This window comes from Helicobacter sp. MIT 03-1616 (assembly GCF_000765685.2).
GTDB classification, from domain to species: Bacteria; Campylobacterota; Campylobacteria; order Campylobacterales; family Helicobacteraceae; genus Helicobacter_C; species Helicobacter_C typhlonius.
The window spans coordinates 68,932-86,803 of the sequence record NZ_JROY02000004.1; the positions used below are offsets into that span (position 1 = coordinate 68,932).

At 39.9% G+C, this 17,872-nt stretch carries 13 protein-coding genes, 1 tRNA gene and 1 pseudogene; 10 read left to right on the top strand and 5 right to left on the bottom strand.

Features of this window, described 5'->3' with window-relative positions; translation table 11 throughout:
- Nucleotide 1 precedes the first annotated feature (1 nt).
- The 8 genes and pseudogenes from LS67_RS03930 to lnt all read left to right on the top strand — a co-directional run bounded on the left by LS67_RS03930 (nucleotide 2) and on the right by lnt (nucleotide 8,125).
- Entirely contained in the window at nucleotides 2–1,198 is a 1,197-nt protein-coding gene (locus LS67_RS03930; RefSeq protein WP_236096339.1) for a hypothetical protein, read from the top strand.
- Nucleotides 1,182–1,910 (top strand): lysophospholipid acyltransferase family protein, encoded by a 729-nt coding sequence (locus tag LS67_RS03935; RefSeq protein ID WP_034326108.1) that lies wholly within the window; start codon nucleotides 1,182–1,184, stop codon nucleotides 1,908–1,910. The genes LS67_RS03930 and LS67_RS03935 overlap by 17 nt, the downstream gene beginning before the upstream one ends.
- Nucleotides 1,911–1,926: 16 nt before the next feature.
- A tRNA-Ala gene (locus LS67_RS03940) sits at nucleotides 1,927–2,002 on the top strand.
- Between the two features lie 69 nt (nucleotides 2,003–2,071).
- Nucleotides 2,072–3,124: pseudogene (locus tag LS67_RS03945) on the top strand (quinone-dependent dihydroorotate dehydrogenase); the annotation flags it as partial.
- A 564-nt stretch (nucleotides 3,125–3,688) separates the two neighbouring features.
- Nucleotides 3,689–4,990, top strand: coding sequence for a M16 family metallopeptidase (locus tag LS67_RS03950; protein ID WP_034326106.1), 1,302 nt, complete (start codon nucleotides 3,689–3,691; stop codon nucleotides 4,988–4,990).
- 2 nt (nucleotides 4,991–4,992) lie between these two features.
- Nucleotides 4,993–5,874 carry a 4-hydroxy-tetrahydrodipicolinate synthase gene (dapA, locus tag LS67_RS03955; protein ID WP_034326105.1) on the top strand — a complete coding sequence of 294 codons (882 nt, stop codon included), beginning with the start codon at nucleotides 4,993–4,995 and terminating at the stop codon, nucleotides 5,872–5,874.
- Nucleotides 5,871–6,674, top strand: coding sequence for an enoyl-ACP reductase (locus tag LS67_RS03960; RefSeq protein WP_052082058.1), 804 nt, complete (start codon nucleotides 5,871–5,873; stop codon nucleotides 6,672–6,674). Before dapA ends, LS67_RS03960 begins: the two co-directional genes overlap by 4 nt.
- A 38-nt stretch (nucleotides 6,675–6,712) precedes the next feature.
- A complete protein-coding gene (gene lnt / locus LS67_RS03965) occupies nucleotides 6,713–8,125 on the top strand; it encodes an apolipoprotein N-acyltransferase (RefSeq protein ID WP_201274016.1) in 1,413 nt (470 codons plus the stop codon).
- 331 nt (nucleotides 8,126–8,456) lie between these two features.
- Here the strand turns inward: lnt and LS67_RS03970 are convergent, their stop codons facing one another.
- From LS67_RS03970 to traF, 3 genes are all read right to left on the bottom strand, one after another.
- On the bottom strand, nucleotides 8,457–10,109 hold the full coding sequence (locus tag LS67_RS03970; RefSeq protein WP_034326104.1) for a tetratricopeptide repeat protein: 1,653 nt from the start codon (nucleotides 10,107–10,109) through the stop codon (nucleotides 8,457–8,459).
- Nucleotides 10,110–10,200: 91 nt separating this feature from the next.
- Nucleotides 10,201–10,980, bottom strand: coding sequence for a hypothetical protein (locus tag LS67_RS03975; RefSeq protein WP_034326102.1), 780 nt, complete (start codon nucleotides 10,978–10,980; stop codon nucleotides 10,201–10,203).
- A gap of 372 nt (nucleotides 10,981–11,352) precedes the next feature.
- Nucleotides 11,353–13,107 carry a conjugal transfer protein TraF gene (traF, locus tag LS67_RS03980; RefSeq protein ID WP_052099828.1) on the bottom strand — a complete coding sequence of 585 codons (1,755 nt, stop codon included), beginning with the start codon at nucleotides 13,105–13,107 and terminating at the stop codon, nucleotides 11,353–11,355.
- A gap of 306 nt (nucleotides 13,108–13,413) precedes the next feature.
- Between traF and LS67_RS03985 the strand changes: the two genes are divergently transcribed.
- Nucleotides 13,414–14,181: a tetratricopeptide repeat protein gene (locus LS67_RS03985; protein WP_138109601.1), complete on the top strand. Its 768-nt coding sequence runs from the start codon at nucleotides 13,414–13,416 to the stop codon at nucleotides 14,179–14,181.
- A complete protein-coding gene (locus LS67_RS03990; RefSeq protein ID WP_034328053.1) occupies nucleotides 14,178–14,786 on the top strand; it encodes a tetratricopeptide repeat protein in 609 nt (202 codons plus the stop codon). Before LS67_RS03985 ends, LS67_RS03990 begins: the two co-directional genes overlap by 4 nt.
- Nucleotides 14,787–15,019: 233 nt before the next feature.
- On the opposite strand, the gene LS67_RS03995 is transcribed toward LS67_RS03990, so the two are convergent.
- Both LS67_RS03995 and LS67_RS04000 read right to left on the bottom strand, forming a co-directional pair.
- Nucleotides 15,020–17,101, bottom strand: a complete 2,082-nt coding sequence (locus LS67_RS03995) for an Lnb N-terminal periplasmic domain-containing protein (protein ID WP_081953941.1) — start codon at nucleotides 17,099–17,101, stop codon at nucleotides 15,020–15,022.
- Between the two features lie 87 nt (nucleotides 17,102–17,188).
- Nucleotides 17,189–17,626, bottom strand: a complete 438-nt coding sequence (locus LS67_RS04000; RefSeq protein WP_034328054.1) for a DUF3015 family protein — start codon at nucleotides 17,624–17,626, stop codon at nucleotides 17,189–17,191.
- Nucleotides 17,627–17,872: the final 246 nt, after the last annotated feature.

The following is a 17,872-nucleotide window of genomic DNA, read 5'->3' on the forward strand; positions in this document are numbered from 1 at the left end:
AATGGATTCTAAAAAATTGATTAAATTCTTGGCGATAGAATCGAGGTTTATAGAATCTAAGATGAGGAATGAGATAATGATGTTCAAAACAAGCGGAGCGCTTAAAAATATCGTATGTGCTTTACTGATTTTACTTACTGGTATTAGCTCTGCCTTTGCTACTGGGGAAAATGAAAATATCACTCCAAAAATAGCCTATGTCAATGTCTCCTTTCCTAAGACAGATACAAGTCTCTATGTAGGGCAAAATATTGAGGTAAAATATACTCTCACGCTTCTTTCTGGCGCGAAGCTTGTAAGCACTGATGTGCTTGATATGAGCACAAAAAATAATGTAGTATTGAAAAATAAAAATGCTTCTTGGCAAAGTGACACCAATGGTATGCTTTCTAGCACCTATGTGTATAACATTGTTGGTAAAGATGTAACGATACCACCCTTGAAAATAAAGGTGGTTTCTGCTGACTATGAAGAGGAGCTTATAGCACCGGGTGCGACTTTGCGGGCTGTAGAACTAACGAGCAATGCAAATTATATTTCTGTAATTGCGGATTCTTTTGAAGTGGTAGATTATCGTGCAAAAGAATATGATGAGAATAACAATATAGTGATTTTTCAGTTTGAAAGCATAGGCGCGGTTTTAAACACGATGAAAATCGCCCAATATCCAATGCAAGGTTTAGAGGATAGTAAAGTTGTTGATGGTGTAACTTATGGAATCTACTATGTTGTGCTTGATAAATCCATAAGGCAGCTTTCTTTTGACTATTTTAATATCACTCAACATCAGTTTGTAAATATCAATCTGCCTATTAATATCTTGCAAAACACCATTGAAGAGGGCGGAGACATCAAGCCACGCAACACCATTTTGATGTTTAAGAATCTGCTTGTGGGTGGGCTTATTGTCTTTGTGATACTCGTGTGGGTTGTATTTAAAAAATTGCGTAAAGTAAGTGCGTTTGCATTGCTCGTGCTTGTTTTGCTACTCGGGTATAATGTATTTTTTAGCGCGACTTCGGGCGTGGCACAGGTAGGTGCGAGTGTGAGTATTGTCCCCACACATAATTCTACGATTACAGAGATTATCAAAGTGCCTACGCGCGTGGCGATTATCGGGGAATATGAGGACTACTATAAGGTAATGATAGAATCTAAAGTTGGTTGGATAAGGAAAGAATATGTTAGCAAAAATTAGAGGCATAGTGGCGACACTCTCAATTGCATTGTATTTGCCTATTATTATTGTGCAGATTTACCTCACGCGTAACAAGGAAAATGGTAGAAAGGCAAGAAGGCAGTGCCGCTGGTTTTTTTCGCTGAATGGCTTAAAGGTAGAGCGTATCGGCGAGTATGACAAGGACGCACAGCTTTTTGTAATAAATCACCAAAGTGTTACAGACATTATTTATTTTGAATCCTATCACCCTGCGAATCTTTGTTGGGTAGCGAAAAAACAGCTAGGAGAGATTCCAGTTTATGGACATGCACTCAAAGCTCCAGATATGATATTGATTGATAGAGAGGATAAAAAAAGTATCGTATATTTGCTTAAAGAAGCAAAAAGACATCTTGCTCAAAACCGCCCCATAGCCATTTTTCCCGAGGGCACGAGGAGTAAGGGAGATGAGGAGTTTTTATCTTTCAAATCAGGGGCTAAGATTCTAGCTTCTAAGCTTAATCTTAGGATTCAGCCCGCAGTGCTTATCGACACGCGCAAATTGTATAATAGCTCACCCATATCAGTGCAGACAAATACTGCAAGAGTGGTGCTTATGGAGGCTTTCACACCAGATTTTAGTGATGAAAATTGGTATGAAAAGCTGCGAGAGAGTATGCACGAAGTATATTTGAAGCATTATTATGAGCTAAATCAGAATCTTTTAAGCGATAACAAGGCAAAATCCTAAGCTTTTTAAGACTTTAGGGGTGTTAGCTCAGTTGGGAGAGCGCAACGCTGGCAGCGTTGAGGTCAGGGGTTCGACCCCCCTACACTCCACCAAATAGTTTATTTTTTTTTACTACAATATGCTTTTATTTTGTCTCCAAATTTTAATTACAGAGGTGCTTTATGTCAATTTATCAAAAGTTATCCCCATATCTTTTTAAGCTTGATGCAGAAAAGGCGCATAATTTTGCGGGTTGGACGCTTAAAAATATCGTGCCTTTACCATTTATACAGGATTTTGCAGTGTCGCGGTATTGCGTTTTTGATGAGAGTTTGCATACAGAAGTGGCAGGTATGAGATTCTATAATCCTATCGGCTTGGCAGCTGGATTTGACAAGAATGCGAGTATGGTAAAGGGGTTATCTGCGCTTGGGTTTGGTTTTTTAGAGATTGGCACTATCACTCAAGCACCACAAGAGGGGAATCTAAAGCCTCGCCTCTTTCGATATATGCAAGAGAGGAGTTTGCAAAATGAAATGGGATTTAATAATGAGGGCTCACTCAAAATTGTGAATAGATTAAAAAAATTTTATCCTTACAGCATACCCATTGGTATCAATGTGGGTAAAAATAAGATTATCGAGCAGAGTGATTCGCTCAAGAATTACGAGAATGTATTGCTTGATTGTATGGAAGTGGGGGATTACTTTGTGTTTAATCTCTCTTCGCCTAATACACCGCATTTACGTGATTTGCAAAATGTGAAATTCGTGCAAGAGCTTTTCAGTATGGCACGCTCCCACATACAAAAACCGATTTTTGTGAAAATATCCCCAGATATGAATAAAGACGAAATGCTAAAAGTGGTAGAAATGGCTATCAAATGTGGCGTGAGCGGGGTGATTGCTACAAATACGACCATTGATTATACTCTCATAGAGGGCGCAAAGCAAAGTGGTGGCTTAAGTGGGGCTGCTTTGAAAGAAAAGTCAAAAGAAGTACTAAAGATTCTTAGTCAAGCATTTTTTGGCAAAGTGGCTATTATCTCTGTGGGTGGTATTGATAGCGCAGAGGAGGCTTATACGCGTATAAAGCTTGGCGCATCGCTTGTGCAAGTTTATACTGCGTTGGTTTATCAGGGTCCAAAGCTATGCAAAAATATCAACAATGGCTTATTGCAGCTTTTAAGGGCAGATGGTTTGAGTAACATCAGCGAGGCGGTGGGATATGATATTGCAAATAAACCTAAGACACGCAAGAAGAGGGCAAGTGATGAGGCAGATTCTACATCTATAGAATCTGCAAAGCTAAGGAGTGGAGATTCTACGCAAGATAAACAGGAAGTGCAGACAAAAGGGCGCAGAGGGCGCAAAAAGAAGGATAGCAGTGCGAAGACAGCAACAACATCTACAGAAAAAAAAGCTAAAACGGAAGAAAAAAGCGTCCCTCGTAAGAAGGTAGGCAGACCTCGAGTCAATAAAGAGGATTCAGAATCTACTCCCGCGAAATCGCGCAAAGTAGGCAGACCTAGGAAGATTGTCGAGAAAGATGCAAATCTTTTATCCATAGCAACTAAAGCGAGTGATAAAAATATAGAGTCTGTTTCAAGCACCACTCCTATAAATGTGGTTGTAGAGCCACAAAATAAACCTGTGGAAAATGTAGATTCTAATAGAGAGTTAGTCGGTGCAGACTTTAATGCGGTAGATGCGATAGCAGTTAAGGACAATGTAGATTCTAAAGAAAATAGCACAGATACGCAAAAAGAGTAGTGTGTGAAGTTTATTTTAGGAGTTTTGATGAGTGTTTCTCATATATTAGTCGCTCAAGCACTCGCACAAAGCGCATTGCCTACGCATTTTACAGAGACGCTTGATAATGGTTTGCAAGTCGTGGTCGTGCCGCTTCATAACAAGAGTGGTGTGATTGAAACAAATGTGTTTTATAAGGTTGGTAGTCGCAACGAGGTAATGGGAAAGAGTGGTATAGCCCATATGCTCGAACATCTTAGCTTTAAATCTACAAAGAAACTTAAAGCTGGGGAGTTTGATGAAATAGTAAAGGGCTTTGGTGGCGTGAATAACGCTTCTACAAGCTTTGATTATACACGTTATTTTATCAAATCAAGTGTAGGGAATCTTGACAAGTCTTTAGAGCTTTTTGCCGAGCTTATGAGTAATCTCTTGCTTAAAAATGATGAGTTTCTCCCGGAGCGCAATGTTGTGGCAGAGGAGCGATTGTGGCGCACTGACAATTCACCTATGGGGTATTTGTATTTTCGCTTTTTTAACACTGCATTCACTTATCACCCCTACCATTGGACGCCCATTGGGTTTATGGAGGATATTCAAAGTTGGCGTATTGAGGACATCACCTCTTTTTATAACACCTACTATCAGCCACAAAATGCGATTGTGCTTGTGAGTGGTGATGTCGAGCCAAATCAGGTTTTTGCTTCCGCAAGTAAGCATTTTGGCACATTGAAAAATAGCACGCCTATCCCAGAGGTAGTAGCAAAAGAACCAAAGCAAGATGGTATAAGACGCGCTATTGTAAAAAAAGATTCACAGCTTGAATATCTTGCTATGGGCTATAAAATCCCTAATTTTTTGAGTAAAGACCAAGTCGCTTTGAGTGCGATAAGCGAGATTCTAAGTGCGGGTAAATCAAGCATATTTCAAACCGAACTCATCGACAAACAGCAAATTGCGGCGGGGATTTATGCCTACAATATGGAGCTCAAAGATGAGGGCGTGTTTTTGATTATCGCCACGGCAAAGCGGGGTATGAGAGCAGAAAAAATTGAGGAAGAAATCTACAAAATTTTGGAGAATCTTAAAGCTGGTAAAATTTCTCAAGAGGAGCTTAATAAGGTGAAAATCAATACAAGGGCAAGTTTTGTTTATAGTCTTGAGGGCTCATCATCGGTAGCTGAACTCTTTGGGAGTTATCTAGTGCGTGGAGACATCTCACCTTTGTTTTCTTATGAGCGAGATATTGACGCTCTTAGTATAGAGCAGATTCAGGAAGTGGCAAAGAAATATTTTGTGGAAGATTCGCTAAGTGTTGTGATTTTAAAAGATACCGACAAGGAGAAATAGGTATGGTTTTTGGAGCAATGAGTGCGCTTATCACACCTTTTAAAAACAATAAGGTTGATTTTGAAAGCTATGAGAGGCTAATCAAGCGACAAATCGCTTATGGAATGGACGCGTGTGTGCCTGTAGGAACGAGCGGTGAATCTGCCACACTCTCACATAAAGAGCATATGGAATGTATAGAATCTGCAGTGCAAATCTGCAAGGGTAGCGATGTAAAGGTTCTAGCAGGGGCAGGGAGTAATTCCACTGCAGAGGCAAAAGAACTTGCGCTTTTTGCACAAAAATGTGGAGCACACGCGCTTTTATGTGTTACTCCTTATTATAACAAACCCACGCAACAGGGCTTATTTGAGCATTATCAAGCGGTGGCAAATGCTGTAGAAATTCCTGTGATGCTCTACAATGTCCCCTCGCGCACCGGTGTAAGTATAGAAATAGATACGATAAAAGCCTTGCATACGCAATGCCCGAATATTTATGCGATAAAAGAAGCCGCGGGGCTTATGGATAGAGTGGTGGCACTTGGCGCAGAGGTGCCGAGCATAGCCATTTTGAGTGGTGATGATGCAATTAATTTCCCCATTTTAGCCAATAATGGCAAGGGTGTTATTTCTGTAACAGGCAATTTAATGCCCCAAGAAATTGCCGATTTGACACATTATGCACTGCAGGGTGATATGAGAAAGAGCTATGAGCTTAATACCAAGCTTTATGAGCTTAATAAGATTCTATTCTGTGAGAGCAATCCCATACCGATTAAGGCGGCGATGTTTTTGGCAGGATTGTTGCAAAACTTAGAATATCGGCTACCACTCGTGCCACCTTCTAAGGAAAATATGGCTAAAATACAAGCAATTTTAGAACAATATGAGGTGAAGAAATGAAAGATGTACAGACTTCTACTACTGATTTTATGAAAGACAAAACGCTTGTAATCAGCGGTGCTACGAGAGGAATTGGCAAGGCTATTTTGTATAGATTTGCTAAAAATGGTGTGAATGTCGCTTTCACTTACAATAAAAACGAGGAGGAAGCGGCAAAAATTGCTCAAGATGTGGAAAGCAAATACGGCATAAAGGCGAGATTCTATCCGCTCAATGTCCTCGAGACAGACCAATACATCGAACTTTTTAAGAAAATTGACGAGGATTTCTCGCGAGTTGATTTTTTTGTGTCTAATGCTATTATTTATGGCAAAAGCGTGGCAGGTGGTTTTGCACCATTTATGAGGTTAAAGCCTAGAGGGCTAAACAATATCTACACAGCAACCGTTCTTGCCTTTGTGGTGGGCGCACAGGAAGCCGCGAAGCGTATGAAAGAAGTCGGTGGTGGAGCGATAGTCTCTCTTAGCTCGACAGGGAATCTTGTGTATATGCCAAATTATGCGGGACACGGCAATTCTAAAAATGCGGTAGAAACAATGGTAAAATACGCTGCCACAGAGCTTGGTGGTTGGGGCATAAGAGTAAATGCAGTAAGCGGTGGACCTATCGATACGGACGCGCTTCGAGCATTCCCTGATTACGCGCAGGTCAAGGCTAAAGTCGAGGAGGAATCTCCCCTTAATCGTATGGGGACACCAGAAGACCTTGCAGGTGCGGTATTTTTCCTCTGTGATGAAACACAGAGTGCGTGGCTCACAGGTCAAACGATTGTAATTGATGGTGGCACTACTTTTAAATAAAACCCTGTTTTTCTTGATATATTTTAAGGCATATTTGTATGTTACCTTTTGAAACAAAAAAATCTAGTCAGGGTGGTTTTTTAGATTCTATAAAATATGGGATACTTAATGTCCCATATCGAGCATTCTCCTTGCGTGATACGAGTACTTACAAACCCACACTTATATGGCTTAGCATATCTTTTGTGTTTGCGTTTATTTGTGTTTTGCCTTTTTATATGCAATGGTTTTTGCAAATTTGTGGTGTTGCAGATATACCGCCATTTTTAGCCACCTTGCTTGGTTTATTTAGTATTGCAAGTGTGCTTTTTACCCCTAGAGAGCGTAGATTTAGCGTAGGATTTTTTATCGGTATCTTATGGTTTTATTGGATTACCTTGGGAATGCGCTACTTTGATATGGGTGTGCTTATCCCTGTGGTTGTGATATTGATTGGACTATTTGTGGGCTTTGTGTTTTATATCATTCTTTGGTGTGATTGTTTTATCTTACGCTTTATATTTTTGCTATCCTTAAGCTACCTTACACCTCTTGGATTTGATTGGATTGTCCTTGAGAGCGTGTTTGCATATAGCTATATGGGGGTAGATAAGCTTAGTTTTGCTTTTATTATTCTTGGCTTGTGGTTTTTTGTAAAATATCAATCGTGGTGGCGACTTTTTAGTATCTTATGCCTTGCTATTGCAATCGATTGGCAGAGTTTTGTGAAAGAAACTCCCCAAATACCTTATCAATTGCAAGTCTATACATCATCGCAAACTTTTGAATCTAACCAAATACCGCTCAAAATTAAACTTATACAAAGTAATGTATCGCAGGATTTAAAAACGCGCAGTGAAGAGATTGTAGCTATTTTTGCGGAACATATACAATCTGTACGTAATGCCATAAATGAGGGATATGATGTTGTTGTATTGCCAGAGAGCGCATTTTATGCGCCTTTGCATTGGAATTATAATGGATTTGTGCCCTACGATGAGCTTTTGGGTTTAAGTAATGAAATTGTGATTATCGTGGGTGCATTGCGTGATGAGGAGAATACAGAGGGCGACCCCTCATATTTTAATAGTACTTTTAAATTTGAAAATGGTGTGGTGAGCTTTTATGATAAGGTGCTTTTAGTGCCTTTTGGAGAGTATATCCCCTCGTTTTTTACTCCTCTTGCGAATCTGTTTTTTGAGGGGCTCGGAGGCTTTAGCGCAGGAAGTGATTTTGGCTATTTTGATATAAAAGGCGTTAGATTCAAAAATGCTATTTGTTATGAGGGCACAAATAAGGGGTTTTACGCAGATAATCCGCAATATGTGATTATGACGAGCAATAACGCGTGGTTTGTGCCTAGTATTGAACCAATCGTGCAAAAAAATCTTATGAAATATTACGCGAGGCTTCATAAGAGCATTATTTTTCACGCGACAAATCGCTCCCCTGCGGAAGTGATTGGGTATTAGAATCTAGGGTTTGCAAACTTTAGATTTAAAATTTGAGTAGATGTTTTGCTTGGTAAGTTTTAAGAATTTTTAGCCTATTTTTTATAATATGGAGAAGCTTAAAAGTTAGCTTAGGCATTTGTCTCTCGCTCCTCCTCTTTTTTATGTATCATTTGTGGATATCATTTACCCTGTAATGCTTTAAAAATGTGCTAAAGTATTCTTTCAAAGGGAATGGGGAGGGGATAAACATTTTTTTGCAAAAAATTTCTATGGAGTAAAGAAACATATAAAACTTTTTTGTAGTATAGATTCTAAAATTTGTAAAAACAGAATCTTGAGGTTTGTAAAATTAGCCCAAAAATCCTTTTACATACGCACTCACATTATGTGCGACATCACCCCACTCACCCATTTTACTCTGCGTGATACATACTGCGGATTCATACCACGGCGTAGAAATACCATTCCCCCAACGCCAATCATAGCCCTTATGCAATAGCACAAGCGTATGCTTTCCCATACTCGCGCTCAAGTGCGCCACAGCACTATCAATGCTAATCACCATATCCATATCCTTGATGATATCATAAGTTTCTGCAAAGTCATTCATTGTTTTTTGCACAATCGCATACTCGCTTATTTCCTTACACTGCGCCTTATTGAGCGAATAAATCTCTAAGTGCTGAGCGATAGATTCATCACTCAAGGCTTCCATTAGCAGTTTGAGAGGCATACTTTTGCTACTTGCCTCGCTAAATTGTGAATCTGTGCTAAAGCAAATGCCTATTTTTATCGTGTGTTGCAGCCCTTTGTTTAATTCTGTGGTGCGAGATTGTGTATTTTGTAGTAAAAATGGAGTTATATGTAAATCCTCCACACTTCGCACACCAAGTGCGAGAGGCAGGGAGAGGAGCGAGATTGCTACATCGTAATCCCCCACTTCGTCCCTGTGTACCACACACTCGATTCCAAATTTTGAAAAAAGCGGCACAAGCGTTTCTTGCACGATTACACGCACTTTTTTTGTGCATTGTATGAGAAGTGGCAAAAACCGCGCAAACATAATGCTATCACCAAAGCCTTGCTCGTGATAGACAAGCACAGATTTATCTGCGAAATCTGCTTTCTCGCCATTATATTCCCAAAACGATGTAATACCCTCTGGTAGCATATTTGGAAGCTTTTTGCGCTCCTCATAGATTCTAAATCCCTCTTCAAAATGCAGATTCTTAAGTAAAAAATGCGCGTAATTCGTGCGATAATGCACATTTGCGGGGTTGAGTGCGCTCGCTTGTAGATAGAGCATAAGTGCGTGTTGTGCGTTTGTATTGGCGTAATTAAGCGCATTTGCGTAGTTAAACAAGAAATCACCCTCGTCTTTGTAATACTCATAAATCGCGCTATACACCTGCACCGCTTCATTAAACAGCCCTATGTGTATGTAGGTATTTGCGAGATTCACACCTGCATCAAGGTAGCCCTTACCGAGTGCGTGGAGGTATAGCTCTATGGCTTCACCAAAATGTTTGAGGCTTACTTGCGCGTTTGCGAGATTAAACATCGCACCCAAATCATTTGGGTCAAGCTTAATAGCGATTGTGTAGTGATAAATGGACTTTTCTGAATCCTCTAAATCCGCATAGGCTTTAGCAAGATTAAAATGCAAATTTGGATTAGAGACATTTCCCGCATTGAGTAGCCACTCAAGTTTTTCAACACATTGTGTAGGGTTGCCACTGCGGCGGTAAGCCTCCGCAAGATTGATTTGATAGTCTAAATCCCTTTGATTGCACTTCGCAGCTTGAGTAAAATACTCAATTGCCCTTTTATATATTTTAAGCTCTAGCATAACAATCCCAGCTAGATTCCATATATCCGCGCGCGTGTAGTCGATAGCTAAGATTTGGATACAAATATCCACACATTGATGATATTGTTTTTGTTGATAAAGCTTATACGCCATTTCTACGGCGGTAGCAATATCAATTTTTTTTTGAGACATAAAAACCCTTTACCTTTTCAAAGGGCGAAGCAAAAAAAATGCCACTCTCCCCACACACGTGTGCGGGAGGTGGAAGAGAAAGGGGAGAAAGCTAGAATACAACACCAAAGATGACAGAGAATCTTTGATAATTGTTTTTGAAGTCTTTGGTGCGAACTACAGTAGTGGGAATTACTGCACCGGGGTCGCGGTCAGAGTTTGTAAGCTCACCCATTATGTAGCGCAAACCTACGCTAAACACATTTTGAAACTTAAAACCAGCACCTACACCATAGACTAAGCCGTGGTATGTATTGCTAAGTGAAGTATCGTTTTGTGTATCGCTTACAAAGAAATTATCTGTAATGCTATGATATGAGTATCCCACCATACCTTGAATGTAGAACGAATTCATTTGCACACCTACAATCACAGGCACTTGCGCACCCCAGCCATTGAATCCTAAGTCTGTCATAACTTGTCTGCCGCCGGGCAAAGGCAAATTAGCATCAGCATAAAAGGCATTTGACTCGCCGACTGATTTAAGATAGATAGGCACCGTTATTTCTGTCCCTAAATAAGGGCGTATGCCATTTGCAGCCTTGATAGAAGCTATATAGATAGAATAGCCAAGGTCGGCAGAATGTAGATTCAAATCGCCTAATTTGCTGTATGAATATCCCAAGTGTCCTTCATTGAAAAGATACCAACGTGCGACATTTCCAGCTTTGTTAGAACCATTAAGGATTGAGCCACTTGCAAAATTACCCAAAAGCTTCTTTTGTGTATCTTGCAGTGAGTTTTTGTTTGTAGTGGTGGGTTTAGCTGGTGCGCCAAAAGCCATACCACCAGCTATTGCCAACATCAAAAACACTCTTTTTAAAGAAATCATAATCCAACTCCTTTTTGCAAAATAAATGGTATATCATACCATAAGTAAGGTAATATCGGCTTTTGGGGCATTGTTTAAAATGATTTAGGCTTTGGGGTGGAGAATTTAAGCATAAAATATGTGTCGAGTCACGCAATCTAAGAAGTGCAAGTTTTACTTTATTTGACAAAAGCCTTAAATCGTGTGGATTTTATCCTCTTGAGAAAGGGATTGAGAGGAATGGGGAGGTATAAACACTTTTATTTTTTGCGCGAAAAAAAGAAATAAGTTTTTAAGATTCTAAAGCGTTTATAGGTTTGCTTGAGATGAAGGATTTTTAAGTTTCTAAATTTCTCAGTTTTTAAACCATCATTACCAAAAGCTAACTTATCTCTAAAAGCTAAACTGCCCGCCTACACGCGCACTCATATAGTTTGATACATTCACGCCATAAAGATTAATGTTTTGTCCTAGTCCATATTGAAGTGCTATATCTAAGAATCCAAGGAGATTTACACCACCAGTAAGTATTGTGCCCTCACCACTATTTGAGCGTAAATCTCGCATAGCTCCTAATCTAAAGTCTATCGTCTTGAAATTTGCCATTATTCCTCCGCCGATATATTGGCTTTTGGGGCTTGAGAGAGAGAGAGTGTCATTAGGCGCAAGGTCCGCATCAAAGGCAAAGGTAAGAAAATCCATCATATTATAACTTATCCCTGCGCGCACTTGGCGATTAAGCGTAATATCTGCGAGATTATTTGTGCGTTTAATAACAGGTGCATTGAGATTTTTTACAACAAGCCCTACATTAAAATTTTTCATCATTCTTGGCGTATAGAGAAAACCTAAGTCAAAAGCAAAAGTTTGTGCCATATCTGTATCATCTTTATTGAAAGATACATCAGGGAAGCTCCCCACGCTGAATTTAAGATTCTGTCCATAACCTATGGTTTGCATAAATTTTACCGCTACACCGACATTTACATCGCCTAGAGGTGTAAAAAGCGTATGTCCATAGCCTACGGGAATTTCTATAAGAGCTAGGGCATTTGCATAAAGTGTATGCTGTGCTTGGTCATACATAACTGAACCTTGTAAGTCATTTTTATTTGGGTCGTGTGTTAGGGAGACACTATCCCCATTCGCACTTGCAGTATAGTATTTGCCACCTAGGTTAAAAATAAGCTGATTGTTATTTGGATCAAGTGCGACAGAGGCGTTAGAAAATGCAGAGGCAAAAAGCCCTATGCCTACGGCTCCGCGTCCTGTATCTACCTCTTGTATATCGATACTCCCTACAATATCACTCTCTATACGTCTTTGCTTTTTATCTCCAGCAAACTGAAAGACAAAACCATTTTGTGTATTAAGCACGACATCATTGCTTTTCATTGCTCTATCAATAACACCAAAATCATTTAAAAGCTTATCTATAACAGAATCTGCACCTTTTTTAATCGTGAGAGAACCAGCATTTTCTAAAATTTTATCAGCAATATCTGCTGTGCTGCCTGCTTGGTCAAGTCCATTTAACACATCACCTAGATTACTAGCATCAATACCAGAGATAATATCTCCTATCAAAGGGCTACCACCTTTATTTGCTGCATCGGTGAGTCTGTCTTTGAGTTTATTTGCTAAGCTTAGATTACCACTAATAGTTTGCGCACAAGTAGTGAAAGAGTTGCAAGCGGTAGTTGTAGGGTCAAGCTCTTGAAGGAGATTTGATAAATCGGTTGCGTCAATTGTGCCGGGAGTTTGGGGCTTTGGAAAAAGTGCATCAAGTGCGCCGCCTAGTGCGCCATCAATGGTTGTGTTGCCAATTGTTACGCTTTTGCCAGTGCCGCTTAAAAGTTGGTTATTAAGCGTATTTGGGAGGTCGTTAAGATTATCCACATCAATTGCTGCCATTTGAAGGAGATTTTGCTCTTTGAATTGCAAGCCAAAACTATACCCAGCCTTTGTGCGCCTGTCGGCTCCTAAAAGTGCGGGATTATAATATAAACCCCACGCAGAATCTTTAAGTGCTACCCCAGCTCCGCCCATACCAGCAGATACTTGCCCCATTGAGCCAAATTCTAAGCTAAAGCTGTAGCTCACAAATAAGACCACATACCCTAGTGGAAGTGTGAAATGTTTTAGCATATATATTCCTCATTCTTTGATATAAAATAATGTAAGAAAAAATCGTGCCATTTTTGCATAATATTAATGAATTAATCACAAAAGCAAATTTTGCTTATCTCGCACTTTTGCAAACATTCATACAAATATTTTTAATTTTATAAAATCCTTATTACATTATATAAGGATTTTATAAAATTATATTGTCAAGAATGTGTAGTTTTGTGCTTTTTTAGTGCAAAGCTTGTGCGAAAATTGATAAAAATTGTAAAAAAGGAATGCTTTTAGCATACAAAATCTAATAAAATATTGTAAAAAGGCTAGACAATGAGGAAGATTCATAGTCTTGTATTGATTGTGTTATTTGGCTTAGCACAGGGTTGTGCGAATAATGCGAAAGGGAGCAGGGCAGATTCTTATCCTTTAGAATCTATGGTAGAAGTCTCTCAAAATACGCAAGAAGAATTGCAAAATATGCAGAAAACACTTCAAAATGCATATGTCGCACAAAATACGCAAGAGGAACTAGAGAAGGCATATAACGCGTGGCAAAATGGTGAGTTTAGCAAAGCCATAAGGCTTTATGAAAATGCTTGTTATGATGGCAATATGGGTGCGTGCCACGCTATTGGGACTTTGTATTTTCAAGGGAGCGGTGTCGCACAAAACTACTCTATGAGTGCGAGCTACTACAATAAGGCGTGTGAGGGGGGATTTATGATGTCGTGTAGCTCACTTGGAATCTTGCATCATTTTGGCTTGGGTGTGAGGCAGGATTATGCCTTAGCACTTGAGCTCTACACAAATGCGTGTCAAAGCGGCTATGGTAGGGCGTGTAACAACTTGGGTGTGATGTTTGAAGAGGGCTTGGGTGTCAAAACAGACTATAAACAGGCGGGGGTGTATTATGCAGACGCGTGTTTAGCAAGGGACGATAGAGCGTGTTTCAATCTCGCTGATTTGCTATATGAGGGCAAGGGTATGAAAAAAAATATACACAGGGCAATGGAATTTTATGGTTTGGCTTGTGATTTTGGTATGCAAGAGGGCTGCGAGGCGTATAAGCATATCAAACTTAAGGGGGGTGGCAAATGAGAATCTTAGCAATACTTTGTGTAGCCTTAAGTATGGGTTTTGGCGCATATTTAGCCGATGAAAATATGAATGAGTATGAAAGTATGGAAATGCGTCAAAGACTTGCGCCATATCTTTCTAGTTGCTATGAGGGCATACCCGGGGATTGCTATATGGCTGCGCACGAGTATATGAAAGGTGAAAATGGTGTGCAGTGGTATTCTAAGGCGGCTATTTACTACAAAATGGCGTGTGATGGCGGTGTGCTTAAAGCGTGTAGCAATCTTGGGATTTTATATCAAAATGGACTTGGCGTGAAGCAAAGCTATGATGTGAGTGTACAACTCTACCGCTTGGCTTGTTCGCGTGCGGAGGCTGATGGCTGTAATAATCTCGGGGTGTTAAGCGAGGAGGGAATATTTGTGAGTAAAAACTACACAGATGCTCTCACTTTGTATCATCGCGCGTGTATGGGCGGAAGTGTCGCCGGGTGTATGAATCTAGGAGAGATGTATGAAAAAGGCAAGGGTGTGGCAAGGAATAAAGAAGTGGCACTTGAATTTTACGTACAGGCGTGTTATATGGGCTATCAACCCGGTTGCGAGATGTATAATAGCAAGAGATAGGATTTAGAATATTCTTAGAATTTTGGCTTTTTAGATGCTTTGTATTGTATTTAACAACTTGTTGAGAATCTTTCAATAGGAGTTTTGTGTGTGGGGTGGCAAACCACAAACACATTTTGTGTATTTTTTCTCCCCTCCCTCCTAAATAAAAAACAAGGATTCTAAAAATTTGCAAAAACTCTCAAATATGCCAATAAAAAAATGAAATATAGAAACTTTATTTACAACAAAAGCTAAAAATACATTCTTAATCCAAACATATACGCAGGTCTAAAATATTGCGCGGTATCATTTTTTAGTGTCCTTACACTTGCTAGAAGCGCGAGATTTTGCACGAGATTCACACTTATACTACTATCGAGCTGGTGGCTAAAATGTCGCGTGTCATATGCCTTAAACTTATATTCAAGCGTGGCTTTGAGGCGGTTATTATCGCTCAACACGAGTCCCACGACTTGACTTAGTGCAAAGTCGGCTTGTTTAGAGGTATTGACAAAAAATGTTGGTTCAAGGAGGTAATATCCATAGCCGAGATTCCATAGATTGACAGATGCGCCACCGCCAAATGCCGCAAAGTAGTGCAAAGCATCATCATTAAATGTGCGATTGAATCCTGTTTCAATTCGATAAGAAAAGGGCTTAAAAAACTTACTCATTTGTGCGATTGAGGCGATTGAGAGGATATTAAATTGATAGAGGGTTGGTGCGCTAGAGGCGGTTTTGCTTGTATCATAATAGCCTAAGACACGCATAAACTCGATTTGTGCTCCCTTAAGATAACCCTTGTCATTATCAGTCAAATCGTGAAAAGTTATCCTAAAATCAAGTGCGGGGTGCGCTCCCTGCGCATTTGTAAGAACCATAGGCGTGATTCTTAGGCTTTGATTGCCCTCAAGCGGATTTGAGGGGGGGGGGATAAAGGGCGGTGTATTTGCGCCAAGTGTGGAGCGCGTGGAGGCAATATTATGCGCGATTTGCGTGTAAGATTCTTTTTCCAACCTACCCTTTAGGAATCTATACTCGCTAAATTCAAGCGCGGATTCTAAAATGTATTGCTTTTGCTTAAGTGAAAGATGAGAATCTTGGGTTATATCCTCTGGGACTTTTTTGCCCTTTGCAAGGGCTTTGCTTAGACTCACTTGTGAGTGATTCATCACTTTTTCATAGGCGAGGAGTTTGGCGCGTTTGCTTGGACGATAGGCTGCCTTAGTAATGAGATTTGCATTTTTAAGGGCAAAAAGAGTTTCTGGCGGATTGACTTGATAGACAAAAGTATCACGCAAATGCAGGCTAGGGCGTGCGACTTCGAGTAGCCATAGGATATTGTAAGAGCAATTTTTGTCGAAAAAATAATACCAGCTAAATGCATCGCTTAACTCCCAAATATGATTGTAAAGCCGTGTGATTTCTTCACTACTTAGGTTAAGCTCATATTCCCACATATCACGGGATTCTACATTGGCGTATTCTTTGATTTTATCATAGTAGGGTAGGATAGAGTAACTCCCAGTATAAAATCCAAAGAGCCCACTAAAAGCGAATTTAATGGGATTTTCTTTATTTTGGTCGGCGTCTGCTTGGTAGTTTATCGCAAAGGCGAGTAGGCGCGAATTAAAACTTGAATCGAGGAGTAAAAATGTATGTCCAAACATTGAAGCAGGTGAGTTGATATGTGCGGAGGGGAATACGATACTTGCCTTTGAGGGCGCGATATATTTGCGCGTAACCTCATAATCCACGCAATTCACTTTGGGTAAATCTGCAAAATCAAGCTTAGAGGCTAAAAAGGCAAATCGCGCGGGGAAGCGACATAGCGCGTGGTAGTCCTCCGCGTCAATGGAGCGTGTGGGGAGCTTAATATCATTCTCCTCATACTCGATGATTTGTTTGAGACGCTTTTGCCTAATTGCTTCGGGGACGACAATAGATGAGATTGGCTGATAGAATGCGCGGATAGTAGATTCTAATTCATCTTGTGCGATATTTTTAGATTCGCCAAATTGTGGTGTGAGGAAAAAATAGGGCGAGACAATTTCGCTTTTATTGCCATCAATATGTAGCAAGTCTCGCCACTCTTTAGAATCTGCGATATTTAAAGCTTTGGTTTTGGCGATAAGGCTATCAATGATTAGGGAAGTTTGAGCTTGTAAGCTTTGAGAATGTGTATCTTGGGCTAATTGTGTGTGTTTCTCTTGCGAATCTGCGGTAAATTGGGTATTTTGTGCGTTTTTAGATTCTGAATCTGTGCTTACTTGGGGTATGTGTGAATCTTGTAGTGTTTGTATTTCTTGTGCTAGAGTAGGGTATGCACACATAACAATAATAAAAAAGAGTTTGGAATAAGTCGAGCTAAAAGACATAAAAGAAAGGGGGCAAAGCTCCTAAGAGCTTTGCGCGTGGGATTATAAACTCGCTACGCCATCAAGCACATCTGCGCTTTGCGCGTCTTTGCTTGTGTAGAGTTTGTGATAATTTTCTTGGAGTGCTACCTTAAAGCTTTCTTTGTCGCTTACATCAAGGAGTTCTACAAGTGTGTCAAGGTGTTCACCTCTGCCTTGAGCAATCTCTTGAGAAAGAGCATCCATATTTGCAGCTACAAATTCTTGTGTGCGGCTATCCATTACGATTTTGCCAGATTTACAGCCTGATGTTCCAGAAGTAATACCAAAAGTTTGAGTTCCTGTTGAGTTATTTGTTGTTATTTGAAATAAATTCCAAATAAGACCTTGTTTGTCAATAAGGAGAGAACCAAGACCGCAACCTGTATTGCTATTTGCTGCGGCAAATGCACCTGTGGCTAGACCTGCGCTAAGAGCCAAGCTAACGAGAACTTTTTTCATCGTCTGTCCTTTGTAGAAAAATTCGTTTCTTTAAGAAACGCGTCATTTTACCTAAAAATAATCAATCAAGTGTGTTTGAAAACAGAAAAGATTTGCAAGTAGTAAGCCAAGAGAGCAAAATTTTGATGATGTTGTAATATCTAAAGCTAGATACAAAAATCTTAAAAATACTTAAAAATGCAAAAAGCACTTAAGATAAGTAAGCAAATGCGAAATACTCTCGAACCACGAGAGTATTTGTTGTGT

What these genes read in the sequence shown, in the direction of transcription:
- LS67_RS03930 (WP_236096339.1), top strand. Translation starts at nt 2, where the DNA reads ATGGATTCTAAAAAATTGATTAAATTCTTGGCGATAGAATCGAGGTTT.
- LS67_RS03935 (WP_034326108.1), top strand. Translation starts at nt 1,182, where the DNA reads ATGTTAGCAAAAATTAGAGGCATAGTGGCGACACTCTCAATTGCATTG.
- LS67_RS03950 (WP_034326106.1), top strand. Translation starts at nt 3,689, where the DNA reads ATGAGTGTTTCTCATATATTAGTCGCTCAAGCACTCGCACAAAGCGCA.
- dapA (WP_034326105.1), top strand. Translation starts at nt 4,993, where the DNA reads ATGGTTTTTGGAGCAATGAGTGCGCTTATCACACCTTTTAAAAACAAT.
- LS67_RS03960 (WP_052082058.1), top strand. Translation starts at nt 5,871, where the DNA reads ATGAAAGATGTACAGACTTCTACTACTGATTTTATGAAAGACAAAACG.
- lnt (WP_201274016.1), top strand. Translation starts at nt 6,713, where the DNA reads ATGTTACCTTTTGAAACAAAAAAATCTAGTCAGGGTGGTTTTTTAGAT.
- LS67_RS03970 (WP_034326104.1), bottom strand. Translation starts at nt 10,109, where the DNA reads ATGTCTCAAAAAAAAATTGATATTGCTACCGCCGTAGAAATGGCGTAT.
- LS67_RS03975 (WP_034326102.1), bottom strand. Translation starts at nt 10,980, where the DNA reads ATGATTTCTTTAAAAAGAGTGTTTTTGATGTTGGCAATAGCTGGTGGT.
- traF (WP_052099828.1), bottom strand. Translation starts at nt 13,107, where the DNA reads ATGCTAAAACATTTCACACTTCCACTAGGGTATGTGGTCTTATTTGTG.
- LS67_RS03985 (WP_138109601.1), top strand. Translation starts at nt 13,414, where the DNA reads ATGAGGAAGATTCATAGTCTTGTATTGATTGTGTTATTTGGCTTAGCA.
- LS67_RS03990 (WP_034328053.1), top strand. Translation starts at nt 14,178, where the DNA reads ATGAGAATCTTAGCAATACTTTGTGTAGCCTTAAGTATGGGTTTTGGC.
- LS67_RS03995 (WP_081953941.1), bottom strand. Translation starts at nt 17,101, where the DNA reads ATGTGTGCATACCCTACTCTAGCACAAGAAATACAAACACTACAAGAT.
- LS67_RS04000 (WP_034328054.1), bottom strand. Translation starts at nt 17,626, where the DNA reads ATGAAAAAAGTTCTCGTTAGCTTGGCTCTTAGCGCAGGTCTAGCCACA.